At 72.3% G+C, this 18572-nt stretch carries 15 protein-coding genes; 7 read left to right on the top strand and 8 right to left on the bottom strand.

From position 1 onward, the window contains the following. Nucleotides 1-329: 329 nt before the first annotated feature. The 5 genes from ACWDCZ_RS02510 to ACWDCZ_RS02490 form a co-directional block, all read right to left on the bottom strand. Nucleotides 330-1718 carry an ABC transporter substrate-binding protein gene (locus tag ACWDCZ_RS02510; protein ID WP_449815037.1) on the bottom strand — a complete coding sequence of 463 codons (1389 nt, stop codon included), beginning with the start codon at nt 1716-1718 and terminating at the stop codon, nt 330-332. Between the two features lie 347 nt (nt 1719-2065). After that, nucleotides 2066-2932: a cytochrome P450 family protein gene (locus ACWDCZ_RS02505; protein ID WP_449815036.1), complete on the bottom strand. Its 867-nt coding sequence runs from the start codon at nt 2930-2932 to the stop codon at nt 2066-2068. Nucleotides 2933-2954: 22 nt separating this feature from the next. Beyond that, nucleotides 2955-3500 carry an SMI1/KNR4 family protein gene (locus ACWDCZ_RS02500; protein WP_449815035.1) on the bottom strand — a complete coding sequence of 182 codons (546 nt, stop codon included), beginning with the start codon at nt 3498-3500 and terminating at the stop codon, nt 2955-2957. Between the two features lie 347 nt (nt 3501-3847). Next, nucleotides 3848-4285, bottom strand: coding sequence for a VOC family protein (locus tag ACWDCZ_RS02495; RefSeq protein ID WP_449815034.1), 438 nt, complete (start codon nt 4283-4285; stop codon nt 3848-3850). A gap of 239 nt (nt 4286-4524) precedes the next feature. Continuing rightward, a complete protein-coding gene (locus tag ACWDCZ_RS02490) occupies nt 4525-6195 on the bottom strand; it encodes an alpha/beta fold hydrolase (protein WP_449815033.1) in 1671 nt (556 codons plus the stop codon). 166 nt (nt 6196-6361) lie between these two features. Here ACWDCZ_RS02490 and ACWDCZ_RS02485 point away from each other — a divergent pair, with 166 nt between their 5' ends. Continuing rightward, nucleotides 6362-6763: an Imm7 family immunity protein gene (locus ACWDCZ_RS02485; RefSeq protein ID WP_449815032.1), complete on the top strand. Its 402-nt coding sequence runs from the start codon at nt 6362-6364 to the stop codon at nt 6761-6763. A gap of 401 nt (nt 6764-7164) precedes the next feature. Here ACWDCZ_RS02485 and ACWDCZ_RS02480 read toward each other — a convergent pair whose 3' ends face one another. From ACWDCZ_RS02480 to ACWDCZ_RS02470, 3 genes are read right to left on the bottom strand one after another with little or no spacing between them, the layout of a single operon-like run. Next, nucleotides 7165-7920 carry an SDR family NAD(P)-dependent oxidoreductase gene (locus ACWDCZ_RS02480; protein ID WP_049656301.1) on the bottom strand — a complete coding sequence of 252 codons (756 nt, stop codon included), beginning with the start codon at nt 7918-7920 and terminating at the stop codon, nt 7165-7167. Next, entirely contained in the window at nt 7917-8903 is a 987-nt protein-coding gene (locus ACWDCZ_RS02475; RefSeq protein ID WP_049656304.1) for a 3-oxoacyl-ACP synthase III family protein, read from the bottom strand. The genes ACWDCZ_RS02480 and ACWDCZ_RS02475 overlap by 4 nt, the downstream gene beginning before the upstream one ends. Before the next feature lie 41 nt (nt 8904-8944). Next, complete coding sequence (locus ACWDCZ_RS02470; protein ID WP_049656300.1) at nt 8945-9205, bottom strand: hypothetical protein; 261 nt, start codon at nt 9203-9205, stop codon at nt 8945-8947. Nucleotides 9206-10599: 1394 nt separating this feature from the next. Between ACWDCZ_RS02470 and ACWDCZ_RS02465 the strand changes: the two genes are divergently transcribed. The 6 genes from ACWDCZ_RS02465 (at nt 10600) to ACWDCZ_RS02440 (ending at nt 18563) form a co-directional block, all read left to right on the top strand. Further along, nucleotides 10600-11493: a class I SAM-dependent methyltransferase gene (locus ACWDCZ_RS02465; RefSeq protein ID WP_074006253.1), complete on the top strand. Its 894-nt coding sequence runs from the start codon at nt 10600-10602 to the stop codon at nt 11491-11493. Nucleotides 11494-11537: 44 nt separating this feature from the next. Beyond that, nucleotides 11538-13604: a flavin-containing monooxygenase gene (locus ACWDCZ_RS02460; protein ID WP_449815031.1), complete on the top strand. Its 2067-nt coding sequence runs from the start codon at nt 11538-11540 to the stop codon at nt 13602-13604. Nucleotides 13605-14913: 1309 nt separating this feature from the next. Further along, a complete protein-coding gene (locus ACWDCZ_RS02455; RefSeq protein ID WP_117485437.1) occupies nt 14914-16389 on the top strand; it encodes an FAD-binding protein in 1476 nt (491 codons plus the stop codon). An 89-nt stretch (nt 16390-16478) separates the two neighbouring features. Further along, nucleotides 16479-16949, top strand: coding sequence for an SRPBCC family protein (locus ACWDCZ_RS02450; RefSeq protein ID WP_074004792.1), 471 nt, complete (start codon nt 16479-16481; stop codon nt 16947-16949). 34 nt (nt 16950-16983) lie between these two features. Continuing rightward, nucleotides 16984-17892, top strand: a complete 909-nt coding sequence (locus ACWDCZ_RS02445) for an alpha/beta fold hydrolase (protein WP_449815030.1) — start codon at nt 16984-16986, stop codon at nt 17890-17892. A gap of 5 nt (nt 17893-17897) precedes the next feature. Next, nucleotides 17898-18563 (top strand): 4'-phosphopantetheinyl transferase family protein, encoded by a 666-nt coding sequence (locus ACWDCZ_RS02440; RefSeq protein WP_074004793.1) that lies wholly within the window; start codon nt 17898-17900, stop codon nt 18561-18563. Nucleotides 18564-18572: the final 9 nt, after the last annotated feature.

Raw genomic sequence — 18572 nt, 5'->3', positions numbered from 1 at the left:
GTGGGTGTGGGTGTGGGGCCGTTTTTTTTTTTGTTGGGGGGGGGGGGGGTTGGGGGGGGGGGGGGGGGCGGGTTTGGGGGGGGGGGGGTGGGGGGGGGGGGGGGGGGGGGGGGGGGCCCCGCACCGCCCTCGACAGGTGGTCCTCGGTGTGCCCGACCCCCGGGAACCGGCTCCTCGGTGTCGGCCCCGGAGGCCGGCGCCGGGCCCAGGACCGAAACCGGGGCCAGGGCCAACTCCGGGTCCAGCTCCAACTCCGGCTCCGGCTCCGGCTCCGGCTCCGAGAGCAGCCCCGGAACCAGCCCCGGAACCGAGCAGGACGGACGGCCCGGCTACTGCGGCCAGGCGGCGTCGATGTCGGCGGCGGTCTTCTGGATCGACTGCCCCTCGGCGAACCAGGCGGTCAGCGACTTCCACTCCTGCCCGGCGCCCACGGCGGCCGGCATCAGGTCGGAGCCGTCGAAGCGGAAGGTGGCCGACGGGTCCGTCAGCGCCTCCGCCGACAGCTTGTCGATCGGGTCGGTGTAGAGGCTCTTGTCCACGCCCTGGTTGGCCGAGACCCAGCCGCTCGCGGTCTTCACCCGGCTGCTCGCCCAGTCCGAGCTGGACAGGTAGTTCTGCACCGCCTGCACCTCGGGCCGCCCGGAGAAGGCCGCCAGGAACTCGCCGCCGCCCTCGACCGGGTTGGCGACCGATGGGTTCACCGCGGGCAGGTGGAAGGCGAAGACGTCTCCGTCCGGGCCGACCTTGGTGCCCTTGGGCCACTGCGCCTCGTAGAAGGAGGCCTGCTGGAGCATCAGGCACTTGCCGCTCAGGATCGGCGTGCCCGCGTCCTGGAAGGTGGTGGTGGCGATCGACTTCACGTCACCGAAGCCCGCGTTGACCCAGGCCGGGTTCTGCATCCAGTCGGCGACCGTCTTCATCGCGGTGGTGATCTTCTGGTCGGAGAACTTCACCTGGTGGCCGACCCACTGGTCGTACACCTCGCCGCCGTACGAGCCGAGCACCACCTCCTCCAGCCAGTCGGTGGCCGGCCAGCCGGTGGCCGTCCCGGAGGCGATGCCGCCGCACCACGGCTTGGCGCCGCCGGCCTTGGCGATCCGGTCGCTGAGCGCCATCAGGTCGGTCCAGGTCTTGGGCACGTCGTAGCCGGCCGCCGTGAAGGCCTTCGGCGAGTACCAGACCAGGGACTTCATGTTGGCGCTCATCGGGGCCGCGTAGTAGGTGCCGTTGACCGAGCCGTACGTCTTCCAGATCGGGCTCCACTTGTCCTGGTTGGCAACGGTCTGGGCGGGCGGCTTCACCACCTTGCCGCTCTTCACCATCTGCGCCAGCAGGCCCGGTTGCGGGATGATCGCGAAGTCCGGGGCATTGCCGCCGGAGACCCGGACCGGCAGCTGGGACTCGAAGTCGTTCGAGCCCTCGTAGCTGATCCTGATCCCGGTGCACTTGCTGAACTCGGCCCAGGACTTCTCCAGGTTGTCCGACTCCGGGCTCAGGATCGAGGCGAACATCGTCACGGTGGTGCCCGAGTGTCCGGCGTACGGCTGGTACTTGGCGCAGTCGCCGGACAGCGAGGCGGCCGATCCGCCTCCGCCGCCACCCGAACCGCCGGAGCTGTTGGAGCAGGCCGCGGTCAGCGCCAGTGCCGCCACCAGGACGGGCACGGCGGCCAGACGGCGGCGGGAACTCGATTGCGGCGCGGTCGGGTTGAGGATCAATGCGGTTCTCCTCGCCAGGGCATGCTGCCGACGGTGGGCTGAACGACATTGCGCTGTACCGGAGATGGGCCTACACGGGGATCGCGGACAGGTTCACGGGAACAGAATCGCGGAACGGAATCGTGGAACGGGATCACGAGCGGGATCACGAGCGGACGGCGGCCGGACTGATCGAAGACGTTAACGCAGCCGCCGCCCCCCGCCAAGGTCCCCGTTCGACCTTCACAAGCCGGTGTCCCGACCGTGACCCGCGACCGGAAGCCGAAGGCCCCGACCGGACGTTCAGCCGGACGTCCAACCGCACATCCGCCGCAAATCCAGCCGGGGCCTTGCGATATGACCGAACGTCAGAAGAGCCGGACCGGCAGCTCCAGCAGGCTGTTGACCACCAGCGAGGGGCTCGGCCGCAGGTCCGCGTCCGGCACCGCGAGCGACAGCCCCGGGAAGCGCTCGAACAGCGCGGGCAGCGCGACCCCCGCCTCCAGCCGGGCCAGCGGGGAGCCCGGGCAGACGTGCGGGCCGTGACCGAAGGACAGGTGGCGGGACGGGTCCCGGGTGATGTCGAAGACCTCGGCGGTCACCCCGTGCTGGAGCGGGTCGCGGCCGATCGCGTTGTACGAGACCAGCACCGGTTCGCCGGCCGGGATCACCACCTCGCCGACCGGTATGGGCTCGGCGGCGAACCGGAACAGGAAGTTGCTGGTCGGCGGTGTCCAGCGGAGCGACTCCTCCACCACCGCGTCCCAGGACACCTGTCCCGAACGCACCAGTTCCAGCTGGTCCGGGTGGGCCAGCAGGGCCCGCACCGCGTTGCCGATCAGGTTCACCGTCGTCTCGTGGCCGGCCGCGATGATCACCCGCAGGGTGGCCGCCGCCTCCGCGTCGCTCAGCGCCCCGCCCTCCGTGTCGGCCGCCAGCAGCACGCTCGCCAGGTCCTCGCCGGGAGCCGAACGGCGCTGCGCCACCAGGCCGTTGACGAAAGCGTTCAGCCCGGCGACGGTCGCCTGGATGCCCTCCGGGTTCGGCTTGATGCCGAAGAACCGCTCGTACAGGTCGCGCAGCAGGCCGTGGTCCGACTCCGGTACGCCCAGCAGCGAGCAGATCACCGTCATCGGCAGCGGGAAGGCGAAGGCCGTCTTGAGGTCCACCAGCGGCTCGCCCGCCGCCAGGGCGTCCAGCAGCGCGTGGGTGATCTCCTCGACGCGCGGCCGCATCAGCGTGCGGACGCCGTGCGGGTCACAACGGCCGGCGCCAGTGGCGGTAGGTGTGCGGGGTCCTGGTGAAGCCGCTGTCGCCGAAGGGGTTCGGCAGCGTGCCGTCGAGGGTTCCGGCCAGGAAGTCGCCGAAGCCCGCCGCGAAGCGGACCCAGGCCGCTTCCCCGTAACGGTGCTGGCGCCTGAAGACGACGACGTCCCAGCCGTCCGGGTCGCGGGTGTCGCAGAGCCAGAAGACCACGTCGCCATTGGCGCTGCCCGCGAAGGGCAGGAGCCTGCCCTTCTCCAGGTCCTCCGGGGCGGTGCCAGTGGGGGCGGCCGGCTCCTGCCGGGGGTCGAAGTCCAGTGCGTCGACGAGGTCGCCGTACGGGGAGCCGTCCACCGGCGGCGTGCTGACGCCGAGGTACTCGTCCAGCTCGCCGCCGCCGTAGAGCGCGACGAAGTCGCGGTAGTCGGCGGGCAGGCGCAGGCCCGTGGTGCGGGCCAGTTCGTCCCAGTCGACGCTGTCGCCCGGGGTTCCCGGCTCCCCGATCAGGGCCGAGAGGCGGGTGACGGCCGGGTGGACCATGGCGGTGTCCCCTTTTCGTGGGCGGCGGGTTCCGGGCGGTCACCGTACTGCCCGGCGTCCCGCCCGGTGAAGGTCGAGCGGGCTGTCGGACAAGCGCCCGTCCCGCCGGGCCCCGACCGCCCGGGGCAGCGGAGCGGCGGACTTCCGGGCACCCGCAGAGCGCGTCATACCGCGCGTCGTGAACCGCGAAGACCTGATCGCCGCCCTCGAACGACACGGGACCGACGGCGCCGGCCGGGCCGCCTGGTCCGCCCGGGCCGCCCGGCCGGGTGGACCGGATCGGCCGGGACGGCACCCGGGATCCCGGCTTCCGGGGACCGCGGCCGCCGGGAGGGGAATGTCCGTTGTCAGACCACGCAGAACTCGTTGCCCTCCGGATCGGCCATCACCACGTGGTCGGGCCTGCCCTGCGGCTCCTCCTCGCGGACCACCGTCGCGCCCGCGGCGGTCAGCCGCTCCACCGCCTCGACCACGCGCGGCCACCGCACCTCCCACGGCGTCCCACGGCCGCCGCCGGCCTGCACGTCCACGTGCACCCGGTTCTTCACCGCCTTCGGCTCCGGCACCTTCAGGAAGGACAGGGCGGGACCCGTCCCCTCGGGATCGCAGAGGTACGCGCCGTCGTCCCACTCCTCCCGCGGGACCCCGTGATAGGAGAGCCACTCCTCCCAGCTCCCGAACCCCGCCGGCGCGGGCCTGTGCACGTAGCCCAGCGCCAGCGCCCAGAACCCGGCCAGCCTCGCCGGGTGCGCGCAGTCGATCGTCAGGCTCCACCCGGTCGCCATGCGGCCCTCCTCGCTCGGATGCCGCGACCGTACCGCCCACCGCCGACACCACGGCCACCAACGCCGGCGGGCGCCCCGCACGACGCGGACCGCGACCCGCAACGACCCGCCCGGGCCCCGGAACCGACCCGCCCTCGGCCGGGGGCGGGCCCGCGCCGCGCAAAGGAGGGAACGGGCACCGCCCCGACCGCGGCGACGGCGGCGGCCCGTGCCGCCACCGCCGCCGTCCCCCGGGAGCGCTACGCGCCCGGCGGGGCGAACGGCCGGCGGTCCGGCGCGCAGACCGTCCCGGGCGCCGGCAGCCGGCCCTCCACCAGGTAGCGCTCCTGCGCCCCGGCCGCGCAGGCGCTCGGGTTGCCCAGGACGGTGTGCCCGTAGCCGTCGACGCTCAGCAGCCGGGCCCCGGCGAGGGTGTCGGCCATCGCGCGGGAGCCCTCGTAGGGCCAGGCCGGGTCACCGGTGTTCGCGACGACCAGCACGGGCGCGGCGGTGCGGCGGTCCCACGGCCCGTCGTAGCGGTCCCGGGCGGCCTGGGAGGGCCAGGACGCGCAGCGCTGGGTCTGCCACACCCAGTACGGGCCGACGGCGCCGGAGCGCGTCTCGGCGAGGGCGGCCAGGGCCGGGTAGTCGGCGCCGGCGGGCGGGTTGACGGTGTCCGCGCACAGGGTGCCCAGGGTCTGCGCCTGCCCCGACAGCGCGCCCGGCGCCGCTCCGGCCTGCGCCGGCGCCGGAGCGGGGGTGGGGGCGGGCGGCGTGTCGGGGGCGGTCCACAGCTGCTGCAGCCACGCGCCCAGGGCCGCCCAGCCGCTGTCGGGGACGCCCGGCAGCGGCGCGGCCGTGTACAGCATCGACGCCACGGTGGACACCGCAAAGGCGTAGGTCACCTCCCGCGCCGGCGTGCCGGGCGCGAGCGGCCCGCGGCGCAGCCGCTCCAGGAGGGCGGCGAACCTGGCGCGGGTCGCGTCCGCGTCGCCCGCCGCGAACGCGCACGCCGCGGGGCCGGCGGCGGCGCAGCGTTCGAGGAAGGCGTCCAGGGTGCGGGCGGAGGCGAGGTCGCTGCCGGTGCGCAGGAACGGGGGCAGGGCGCGCTGCTGGGGGGTGCGGCCGGTGGACCAGGCGCGCGGGTCCAGGGCGCTGTCCAGGACCATCGCGCGTACCCGGTCGGGGAAGAGGTTGGCGTAGACGGCGCCGAGCAGGGTCCCGTACGAGGTGCCCCAGTAGGTGAGGCGCCGGTCGCCGACGGCCTGGCGCAGCACGTCGAGGTCGCGGGCGGTGTCGGCGGTGGACAGGTGGGCGAGCAGGCCGGTGGTGTCGTTGTCGGCGCAGTGGCGGGCGAGGCCGGTGTAGGCGCGGGTCCAGGCCGCCTGCTGGTCGGCGGCGGTCGGGAAGCCGGCGGGCAGGCCGTCGAGGAGGGCCTGTTCGGCGGCGGGGTCGGGGAAGCAGTGGAGGGTGGTGGAGGCGCCGGTGCCGCGCGGGTCGAAGCTGACGATGTCGAAGCGCCGGCGGACCTGTTCGGGGAAGAGGCCGTAGACGGCGGGCAGGGCCGCGGTGCCGGGGATGCCCGGGCCGCCGGGGTTGAAGAACAGCGAGCCGATGCGGTGGGCCGGGTCGGTGGCGCGGTGGCGGATCAGGGCCAGGTCCAGGGGTGTTCCCCGCGGGTCGCGGTAGTCCGTCGGCACGGCGGCGGTGGCGCACTCGAAGCCCTGGGCGCAGGGCCCGTCCCAGTGCAGGCGCGGCACGGGCGCGGCGGGCGCGGCGGGGTTGTCGGCGGTCGCGGCGGGCGCGGCGGTCGCGGTGTGGGCCGGGGCCAGGGCCGCCAGCACGAGCACGGCGGTGGCGGCACGGAACGCGGTACGCGAAGCGGTACGGAAGGCGGTGCGGAAGGCGGTGGCGGGCCGGGGTCGGGGCACGGGCGGCTCCCTCGTCGTCGTGTGTTCCTGATCGGGCGTCACCGAGTCTTGTGTCGACCGCTGTCGGCACACCGGCAGGACGCTGTCCCGCCACCGACACACCACCGTCACCACCGGCACCACCCACGGCACGGGCGGCGCGCGGCCGCTCGGTAGGCTGCGGCCCATGTTCGAGTACCACGGCTGGATCAAGGTCCTGGAGAGCGCCGGCGCCGACGACGAGGAGTACGACGACGACCGTCTCCGGCTGATCGTCGGGGGTATCGAGGAGCGCATCCGGGAGATCGGCAGCCCGTACCTGCTCGATCTGCGGTGGATGAACGGGGAGGTGTTCGTCCACTTCGGCGGCTTCGCGAACCACCGTGACGCGCGGATCCCGGCGTTCTTCCGCGAGGTCGGTGAACGGGCGCCGGGCTCCTACGGCCTGCTGCACGTACGCGACGACGAGGACCCCGGCCGTGAGAACGAGGTCCTCGTCCACAGGATGGCCCGCGGACGGGTGAGCGAGCACACGGATCCGCTGCTGTCACCCTGCATCCCCGTCCTGGAGGACCCGTTCCAGGGGTAGGACGCGAGGCCGGCCGGACCCGCCGCAAGGGGAACGACAACGCCAGCGGGCCACGGGATGGCCAGGCGGGCGGGCGGCTTCCGGGACGGCCGACGGTACCTGATCGGGGCGGGGCGGGGCTGCCGCTGCCGCGCGCCCGGCCGGGGCCTGCCGCGACACCCCCGAGCGGGAACGCGGGTGCGCCCCCTCGGCCCCCTGTCCGGCACGGGGCCGGACAGGAGGCCGAGAGGGCGCGGCACGAGGCGACCCGCGGACCGGGAACCGGCCGACCGGCCACCGGCCACCGGCCACCGGCCCGGAGCGGACCCGGGCGGACGGACCCGGCCACCCCGGACGGACGGGTCCGGCGGCCCGGCCCCGGGCGGACACACCCGGGGCGGCCGGGTGCCCGGGGCGGCCGGTCAGGTGATGGAGGCCCCCGAGTCGATGCTGATGACCTGGCCGGTCATGCAGTCCTGGTCGAGGAACAGCGTGATCGAGCGGGCGACCTCGCGCGGGGTGACGAACCGCGGCACCGGGACCTTCTCCCGCATGCCCGCCACCACGTGCTCGGGCAGGGTGTCCGTCATGCCGGTGATCATGAAGCCGGGTGACAGGGCGTTGACGGTCACCCCCCGGCGGCCGCACTCCGCCGCGAGCGTGCGGGTCAGCCCGATCAGGCCGGCCTTGGACGCCGAGTAGGCGGTCTGCCCGGCGGTGGCGATCAGCGCCGACGGGGAGACGATGTTCACCACCCGCCCCCAGCGGGCGCGCAGCATCGCCGGCACGCACGCCCTGGCGGTGTGGAAGGAGCCGACGAGGTTCGTGTCGATCACCTGCCGCCACTCGGCGGGGTTCTGCATCGCCATCAGCGCGTCCTTGCGGACCGCCCCGTTGTTGACGAGCACGTCCACCGGCCCCAGCGCGGCCTTGACCTGCTCGTACATCGCGGTGACCGCGTCCCAGTCGGCGACCGAGCCGCTCACCAGCACGTGGTCGTTGACCAGTTGGGCGGCGACCTTCTCCGCCCCGGCCCGGGAGCTGTTGTAGTGCACCGCGACCCGGCAGCCCGCCGCGTCCAGCGCCAGCGCCAGCTCGCTGCCCAGCCCCCCGGAGGCGCCGGTGACCAGCGCCACCGGGGAGTCGGGCCTGGCGCCGAAGGCGTCCTTGCCGCTCACCGCGCCACCCCTCCCCACGTCAGCAGGACCGAGCCCCACGTCATGCCCGCGCCGAACCCGGCCAGCAGCACCGTGTCGCCGTCCTTGACCCGCCCCGAGTCCAGGGCCTCCGCCAGCGCGATCGGGATCGACGCCGACGCGGTGTTCCCGTAGCGCTCCAGGTTCGTCACCAGCCGGTCCGCGGGGATCCCCGTGTGGGAGAGCACCGAGTTGATGATCCGGATGTTCGCCTGGTGCGGGATGACGTGGTCGACGTCCTGCGGTGTGATCTTCGCCTGCTCCAGCGTCTCGCGGATCGTGCGCACCGTGTAGCGCACGGCGTTCAGGTAGATCTCGTTGCCGTTGATCTGCGCGTAGTGCAGGCCCTCGGCGACGGTCCGCTCGGTGGTGGGCATCCGCGAGCCCCCGGCCAGGACCTTCAGGCTGTTCTTGCACGAGCCGTCCGCGCCCAGGTTCCACGCCCGGATGCGGTCCACCGCGCCCGGCCGCAGGACCACCGCTCCCGCGCCGTCGCCGACCAGGATCGACAGGTCCCGGTCCCGCGGGTTCGCGGTCAGCGTGTGGGTGTCCGAGCCGATCAGCAGGATCGGGCGCGGGTCCATGCGCAGCAGGCCCGCCGCGGTCACCAGCCCGTACACGAAGCCGGCGCACTCGGAGTTCACGTCGTGGGCGCTGCCCGCGATGCCCAGCTCGTCGTGGACGAACGCCGACGTCGCCGGCGAGGGCTGCTCCGGGGTCGCCGTCGCCACGATCAGGTGCGCGATGTCCGCGCCCGTCAGGCCCGCGCGTTCCAGGGCCCGGCGCCCGGCCTCCACGGCCATCGACGCCGTGGTCTGCCCCGGGCCCACCGCCCTGCGCTCACGGATCCCGCACCGCGAGACGATCCAGTGCTCGTCCACGCCGAAACGCTCCGCGAGCTCGGCACTGGTCACCACCCGTTCGGGCACCGACATGCCCCAGCCGGTGACGTCGAAACCGCTCACCACCCGACCCCTCTCCTCGTCCGCCCGCCCGCGCCGGGTTCTCAGTTGGCCTCGGCCGGCACGAGCGCCAGGATCCGCTCGTGGACCACCCGCAGCGTCGTCGTGTCGTCGATGTCCGCGAACAGCGACTCGTCCGCCGGGATGTGCGGGTACTGGTTCTGGAAGCCGTACAGCCACTCCATCAGGTCCAGCGAGTCGACGTCCGCGATGTGCTGCAGCGCGGCGTCCGCGTCGATCTCCTGCGCGCCGGAGACCGCCTGGAGCTGCTGGGCCAGGTCCTCGATCGTGGGAATCTGAGACATCAGTGATCGTTCCTCTCCTCGCCCACCCCCGTTTCCCGGGTGATGGGCACGTCAACGCGTCGAATGAACATGCCAGGAACAACCGCCGCCACCCCGCCCCGCACCCGTACCCCGACCACCCCGCCCACCGGCCGGCCGACAAACGCGGACGGGCGGGCAGGCGGACTGGCGGACGGACGCGAGCGGGCCGGCAGACGGGCAGACGGAACCGGGTGCCTCGGCGACACCCCGTACAGGGCCCGGGCGAACCCGTACAGGGCCCGGGCGAACCCGTACAGGGCCCGGGCGAACCCACACCCGCGGACCCGCACCGCACCGCTCCGGAAAACCCTCCCGGCCACCCGCACCACCGCACCACCACCCGCCCCCGCCCCCGCCCCCGCCCCCGGCCGGCCCCCGGACACGCGCCCCCGCACCCCGCCCCCGGAAACACACCACACACGGCACCGAGGGGACGGACGAACGAGCGGACACACGGCCACAAGAAACGGACGGACGGACAACAAGCAGGCGGAACGACGGGCGGAACGGGCGGAACGGGTGGGACAGCCGGCGGGAGAACCCTCCGGAACAACACGGCACGACCCCCCGGGAACAGCGGTCGACACCACCCGGGAACCGAAGCACCCCCGCGACAGGCCGTGGGGGCCGCGTGTCTTGCCGAAACCGCATGAAACCCGCCCCCACGCAACCGGCCCGCAACCCACCCACCCCCCGCCCCCTTGCGCACCGCTTGCGAGACACACGCTTACCTGACCCACAACACACCGCACCCGCACGCACACCACCCCGCCGTACCGGCCCGCACGGCGACCACCGCACACCACCGGCCCGGCACCGCACCAGGCGCCACCGACCACCCGGCCGGACACCGCACCCGCCACCCCGGACGACACCAACCACCCGGGGACGCAGCCGAGTTCAGCAAGACCACCGCCGCACACCGGGCGTCACCCAGCCGCCCGACACGGCAGACACCGAAGAACCGCGAACGGCCGCACCGCCCGCCCCGGACGGCACCAACCACCCGGGGACGCGGCCGAGTTCAGCCGGAACCACCGCCGCACACCGGACGGCACCCAGCCGCCCTGAACGACGGCCGGCCCAGCACCACACCACGCGGCACCGAACGGCCCGACCGTTCTCCCGGACGGCACCAACCAGCCGGGGACAGCGGCCGAGTTCAGCAAGACCACCGTCGGACACCGGACGGCACCCAGCCGCCCACGGCAGGCACCAGGACAGCGGCCGGACCTGTCACCCCGGCCCGCACCGGGCCGACCACCACGGAAACGGCCCGACCGGGCCGCCCACCCGCCCACCCCGCCCCGGCCGACCCACCACCGTCCGACAACCCCACACACCCACAACCGTCAACCGAGGGGCCCCATCCCATGACCACCGTCGAAGCCCGCACCATCAACCCCGACGTCGAGGCCATCCGCCACCACTACGAGGTCCCCAACGAGCTCTACCGGCTCATCCTCGGCCCCACCATGATGTACTCCGGCGGCTACTGGGAGGACGGCGAGGACCTCGTCGCCGTCCTCGACGAGGCCCAGGAACGCAAACTCGACGCCTTCACCGACCTCGCCCGCGCCGCCCACACCGACACCGTCCTGGACATCGGCTGCGGCTGGGGCACCATGCTCAACCGCCTCACCACCGTCCACGGCGTCAAGAAGGCCGTCGGCGTCACCCTCTCCCGCACCCAGGCCGACTTCGTCGACGCCCTGAACAACCCCGCCATCGAAGCCCGCGTCGAAAGCTGGGAAGACCACCGCCTCGCCGACGGCCAGGCCCCCTACGACGCCGCGTTCTGCATCAACGCCCTCGAACACTTCGTCCTGTCCTCCCTCACCCCCAAAGAGCGCACCCAGCGCTACCGCGTCTTCTTCAAGCAGGTCCACTCCCTCCTCAAGCCCGGCGCCCGCTTCGTCCTGCACACCATGACCGTCGAGAACCCCCCGCTGCGCCGCCAGCTCCTCGACGACCTCAAATTCCTCCAGCGCGAGGAGTTCGAAGGCTGCCACATCCCCCGCCTGCCCGAACTCGCCGCCGGCCTCGACGGCCTCTTCGAGGTCACCGAGATCCGCAACGAACCCGAGTCCTTCGCCCGCGCCTGCCGCGCCTGGCTCCAACTCCTCGCCGCCCGCCGCGACGAAGCCGTCACCATGACCGACGAGACCACCGTCGCCCGCTTCGAGCGCTACCTCGACATCTTCGCCTACACCCTCGAAGACCACATCTTCAACAACTTCCGCGTCACCCTCACCCGCCGCGCCTGACCCCCGGGCCCACCCAGGACACCCGAGACAAGGACACCGACGCCATGACCACCACCCCCGCCCCCAACCGCACCACCAACACCACCACCACCGGCACCGGCACACCCACCGACGCCAGCACCGGCACAGCCCCGGCGGCGGGGGTGGCCCCCACCCCCACCACCAACACCACGGGCACCAACACCGCGGGCACCGGCACCGGTAGGGCCGGCACCGGCACGGGCACGGCCGCCTCCGGCACGGCCACCGGCAGCGGCACCGGCACCGCGAGCACCGGTAAGGCCGGCAGCGGCGCGGGCACCACCACCGGCAAGGCCGGCACCGGCGCGGGCACGGCCACCGGCACCGGCAGCGGCAGCGGCAGCGGCAGCAGCACGGCCACCGGTACGGCCACCGGCAGCGGCACGGCCACCGACACGGGAACCAGCACGGGCACGACCGGCAGTGCCTCCGCCTCCGGCACGGGCACGGCCGCCTCCGGCACGGGCGCCACCACGACCGCCCCCCGCACCCCGGCCCGCACCACCGGCACGGGCACCCGTACGGGCACCGCCGCGGCCATCGCCGCCGCCGCCGGCACCACCGCCGGCACCGAGCACGCCACCGCCCCCCACCCCACCGGCGACCTCGCCGTCCGCCACCTCAAAGTCGCCGTCATCGGCGCCGGCATCTCCGGCCTCGGCACCGCCATCGGCCTCCTCAAAGCCGGCATCGACGACTTCCTCGTCTTCGAACGCGCCACCGACCTCGGCGGCACCTGGCGCGACAACACCTACCCCGGCTGCGCCTGCGACGTCCAGGCCCACCTCTACTCCTACTCCTTCGCCCGCAACCCCGACTGGAAATCCACCTTCGCCACCCAGGCCGAAGTCCACGCCTACCTCAAGGACTGCGCCACCCGACACGGCGTCGACCCCCACCTGCGCTACGACCACGAACTCCTCGACGCCACCTGGAACGACACCCACCACCACTGGGACATCCGCACCAAACACGGCCGCTACACCGCCCAAGCCCTCATCACCGGCACCGGCTACCTCTCCGACCCCGCCATCCCCAACATCCCCGGCCTCGACACCTTCACCGGAACCGTCTTCCACTCCTCACGCTGGAACCACGACCACGACCTGACCGGCCGCGACGTCGCCGTCATCGGCACCGGCGCCTCCGCCATCCAGTTCGTCCCCGCCATCCAACCCGACGTCAACCGCCTCGACCTCTACCAGCGCACACCCCCCTGGGTCGCCGCCAAACCCGACAAACCCAACACCCCCCGCCACACCTGGATGCTCCGCCACCTCCCCGGCTACCAGCGCTTCCGCCGCACCTTCAACAAACACGGCCGCGAAATCGTCGCGTTCTTCATGTCCCGCCCCTCCCGCACCACCGGCATGAAGAACATGGCCGCCGGCCACCTCAAGAAATCCGTCACCGACCCCGCCCTGCGCAAGCGCCTCACCCCCGACTACACCGTCGGCTGCAAACGCCTCCTCTTCTCCAACACCTGGTACCCCGCCATCCAACAACCCAACGTCGACATCGTCTCCGACACCATCACCCGCATCGGCCCCACCCACATCACCACCACCGACGGCACCACCCGCCACATCGACACCATCATCCTCGCCACCGGCTTCACCGCCACCGACCGCCCCGTCGCCCACCTCATCCACGGCCGAAACGGCCACACCCTCGCCGACACCTGGAACCACGACGGCATGACCGCCCACCGCGGCACCACCATCCACGGCTTCCCCAACCTCTTCATGCTCCTCGGCCCCAACACCACCCTCGGCCACTCCTCCCAAACCGTCATGATCGAAGCCCAGATCACCTACATCCTCGCCGCCCTCAAAACCCTCCACACCCACCACCTCACCACCCTCGACGTCCACCCCCACGCCCAGACCACCTACAACAACACCCTCCAAAACCGCCTCAAAAACACCGTCTGGAACACCGGCGGCTGCACCAGCTGGTACACCGACACCAAAGGCAACAACCCCTCCATCTGGCCCACCTACACCTGGCGCTTCCGCCACCAAACCCGCACCTTCGACCTCACCAACTACCAAACCACCACCCACACCAACCACACCCCCAACCCCTAACCCACCACCCACACACCCGGCACCCACGCACCCGCGCACCCGCGCACCCGCGCACGCCAACGGCCCACACGCGCCCACAGCCGCGCACCCACGGCCCGCACCCGCACGCCGACGGCCCACACGCCCACACCCGCACACACGCGCCCACGGCCTCAACAAGGACGAGGACACACCAACAAGGCCAACAGGCACCAGGACACGGACAAGGCCAACGGACAACGGGGCAAGGACACGCGGACAGGGACAACCGGCACCGGGAACAAGAACAACGGGCAAGGGACAACGAGCAAGGGGACAAGGGGAACAACGGACAGGCCGGCCCACACCACGGACCGGCCACCCACCCCACAACAACACACAGCCCACGGCACGGGCACCGGGCACCGGGCAGCGGCAAAAGCCAGCACGGCCAGGACCAACGAAGCCAACGCGGTGAGACCCGAAGACCGGCAGGAACACCCAACACCGCCGGCACGGCAAGACCGAGAAGGCCGATGCGCTCGGAACGACGGGACCCGCAGGAACAACCGGCGACACCCGCAAGACCAGGGCCCCGAACCAGTACCGACAGCAGGAACAGTCGGCAAGGACCAGAGCGCTGGAAGCGGTCGGCACGGGCCAGCAGGAACGGCCGGCAAGGCCACGACGATCAGATCAACAGGGCACCGGCCGGCAGAACCCGAAGACCAGCACGGCCCGAACCGACGAAGCCCGTGCACTGGCAACAACGACGCCAGTAGAAGCAGTCGACAGGAACAACCGGTACGACCACTGCGGTGAAACCGGCAGAAGCGGCCAGTACGACCGGCTGGAGCAGGACAGCAAGAGCGAAACGGCAGAGCCAGCGGGGCCGGCAGCCCCAGCAGGAACCAGTACGGACGGACGCCGTCGCAGTACAGCAACACCGGAGAAACCGACAGGGGGCCGGACAGGACCGGCAGGCAGGCAAGACCGAGGTCCCATACCAGCATCAACAAGCCCGAAACGAACGGGACTTCACTTCGCCGACCGGCCCCATGGCCCGGTCGGTCACCCCTCTCCCGCACCACCCCGGACCAACAGGGCCGCCGCGACCCGCCCGCCCAAGGACACCACCCAGCGCACCCGGACACCGCCACCCGGCCGCCCGGCCAGGACGCCACCACCACCGGCCCGGACACCGCCCACAACCACCCCGGCACTAAAGAGACTTAACACCCTTCAGGGCACCCGCCCCGCAAGCCCCGCACCACCCAGGCCCGCCCACCACCCCCCACCACCAACCACCAACCACCACCAACCACCCACACCACCAAGGAGACCACCCCGCATGACCCACCCCGACCTCACCCGACGCACCCTCCTCACCGCGGCAGCCGCCACCATCATCGGCTTCAACACCACCACCCGCACCTGGGCCACCACCAACACCCCCACACCCCCCGGACACATCGCCCCCCTACCCCCCCTCCAAGGCACCCTCACCACCAACCCCACCACCACCACCGCCCACGCCCACGACTTCGGCCGCCTCACCACCACCACCCCCTACGCCGTCCTCAACCCCGCCGGCCCCCACGACATCGCCAACATCATCAACTACGCCCGCCACAACGGCCTCAAAGTCGCCATGAACGGCCAAAGCGGCACCGGCAACGACCTCGAATCACACTCCAACTACGGCCAAGCCGGCGCCGCCGGCGGCATCAGCATCAACGCCCGCGCCCTCAACCGCATCCACACCATCACCCCCACCAACGCCACCGTCGACGCCGGCGTCACCTGGGCCCAACTCACCGACGCCGCCCTCGCCCAAAACCTCACACCCCCCTGCCTCACCGACTACCTCCACCTCTCCATCGGCGGCACCATCAGCATCGGCGGCATCGGCTCCACCGTCCACAAACACGGCCTCCAAGCCGACACCGTCGAATCCATCGAAATCGTCACCGGCACCGGCCGCATCCTCACCGCCACCCCCACCCGCAACCCCGACCTCTTCCACACCGCCCTCGCCGGCGCCGGCCAAGTCGGCATCATCACCCGCGCCACCGTCAAACTCATCCCCGCCCCCACACGCGCCCTCGTCCTCACCCTCACCTACAACGACCAACACACCTTCCTCACCGACCAACAAACCATCCTCAACGACGGCCGCTTCCCCTCCCAAGTCGGCGAAATCCTCATCCAACCCAACGGACAACCCCCCCGCTACAAAATCGAAGCCGTCGCCCACTACAACACCACACCCCCCAACCCCCAAACCCTCCTCACCGGACTCAACCCCACCACCACCGAAACCAACGACACCACCTACCGCGACTACACCTACCGCGCCGACACCTTCGCCGACACCATCAAAAACCTCGGCTACTGGAACGCCCCCAAACCCTGGCTCTCCCTCTTCCTCCCCGCCACCACCACCCCCACCTTCCTCAACCAAGCCCTCCCCCACATCACCCCCGACGACATCGGCGCCGGCCTCCTCCTCTGCTACCCCTTCCACACCAACAAACTCACCCACCCCCTCGCCATCACCCCCAACGAACCCACCACCTACCTCTTCGACTTCCTCGCCTTCCCCCACCCCAACACCAACCCCCAACCCGCCCTCACCCGCAACCGCACCCTCTACAACACCGCCACCCAACTCGGCGCCAAACGCTACCTCGTCGGCGCCATCCCCAACATGACCCAAACCGACTGGCAAAACCACTACGGCCCCCACTGGACCACCCTCACCAACGCCAAAAACACCTACGACCCCACCCACACCCTCACCCCCGGCCAAAACATCTTCCCCTAACACACAAAAACCCCCGGAATCCGCGTCCGGAGAAATAGGAAATCCCCCGTCGCACGCCCCCGTTCGCCGACCGAAAGGCCGAATTCCCCATGCACGCCATCCACCACACCGACCGGGCCATCCTGGACCACCCCACCCACGCCGTCTGGGAGGCCATCGTCGACGAACTCAACGGCAGGACCACCTGGTGGCACCCCCACAACACCCACCAGCCCGGTCCCACCGGCCCCCAGCAGGAGGGCGGCACCACCACGACCACCGTCCACACGGGTGGCGTCGGGAAGCCCGGTCCCAAGCTCCGGTTCACCTCCACGACCACCCACGCGACGCCCGACGCCCGGCTGACCCAGAGCCACACCGGCCACTTCCACGGCACGACGACGTACCAGCTCACGCCCCACAACGACGGCGCCCAGACCCTGCTCACCGTCACCTTCGCCACCACCCCGCACGGCCTCGCCAAGTTCCTCCACAAGCTGACCAACCTCACCGCCAAGCACACCACCGCCACCCAGCGGGCCCTGAGCAACCTCCGCCACCACCTCGACAACCAGAAGTAAGAACCGTCACCGGAAGAGGAAGAGGAGGCCCGCCGTGACCATCACCGAGATCCGCACGCTGCCCGCCCGGCACGCCGTCACCACCACCGACCACACCGCGACCACCGACGACCACGCGCGGCTCGCCATCACCGTCCACCAGCCGGGCGAGCCCGACCCGAGCCGGCCGTTGGTGGTGCTCGTCCACGGCTGGGCCGCGTCCCGGACCGTGTGGCACGCCACCGCGAACCAGCTGGCGGCGGCCGGGCACACGGTGGCCACGTACGACCAGCGCGGTCACGCCTCGTCGACGGCCGGACGGGAGCCGATCGGCATCGAGCGGCTGGCGCGGGACCTGGACACCGTGGTCGGGACGCTCACCACGCCGGAGCGGCCGGTCGTGGTGGTGGGGCACTCCGGTGGCGGGTACGCGGCGCTGGCCTGGGCGGCGGGGCTGTCCGCGACCGGGCCGTCCGCCGCGAAGGGCGGGGCAAGTGTCAAGCGGTTGGCGGGACTTGTGCTGGTGTCGACGGCTTCGCACGGGCAGAACACGCCGGCGAACGAGGTCAAGATGATGGGGTCGAAGCTGTTCAGCCGGGCCCTGGGGACGCCGTGGCTGGGCCGTCGGCTGCTCGGTGGGACGCACGGGCCGAGTGCCACCCTGGCGGCGCGGGAGGCCAACCGCCGGTTGTTCGCCGCCACAGTGCCGGCGGTCCGGGCCGCCTGTTTCGCGTCGACCCAGGAGATGGACCAGCGCGCGGGCCTGGCCGGGATCACCGCGCCGACGGCGGTCATCACCGGGACCGAGGACAAGATCGTGAAACCCAGCTTCAGCCAGGAGCTCGCCTCGGCGCTGCCGCAGGCCGAGCTGCACCGGATTCCCGGCACCGGCCACATGGTGCCGTTGGAGGCCCCGCAGCACGTCGCGCACCACGTCCACCTGCTGGTCACGGCCGGCCGCTGACGACCGTGACCACCACCGCCCCCGCCGGCGTCCTGGCCGCGCTGCTCCCGCCCCACGTCCACTGTGCCGAGTCCTTCGGTGACCCGTCCGAGGAGCGACTGCTGCCGTTGGAGGCGGCGTACATCCAGGACCGTTCGCCGCGCCGCCGACGGCAGTTCGCCACCGCCCGGGCACTCGCCCGCCAGGCGCTGGGCGCTCTCGGGCACCCGCCGGTGCCGCTGCTGCCGGGGCCCGGCGGGGCGCCCCGATGGCCGGTGGGTGTCACGGGCAGCATCACCCACACGGACGGGTACACGGCCTGCGCGGTCGCCGGTACCGGGCGGCTCACCTCGCTCGGGATCGATGCCGAGCCCGCCCGGCCGCTTCCCCGGGGCGTGCTGCAGCTGGTCAGCAGCGCGTCCGAACGCGGCGGCCTGGCGGCGCTGCCCGAGGGCCAAGCCCCGTGGGACACCGTCCTGTTCAGCGCCAAGGAGGCCGCCTACAAGGCCGTCCATCCGCTGACCGGCACCTGGGCTCCACTCGCGGCCATCGCCGTCACCGTGCACGCCGACGGCACCTTCACCGCCCGGCACCCGCACCTCCCGGCCGTCCGCACCGGCTCCTGGGGCGTGCACCGCGGCACGGTCGTCACCGCGCTCGCCCTCCCGGCGTCCCGGGCGGCCGCCGCGTGAGACGCCCGC

It is taken from the genome of Kitasatospora sp. NPDC001225, from assembly GCF_053597855.1.
Note: the sequence above shows the minus strand (reverse complement) of the source record. Positions and strands in the feature narration are given on the sequence as shown.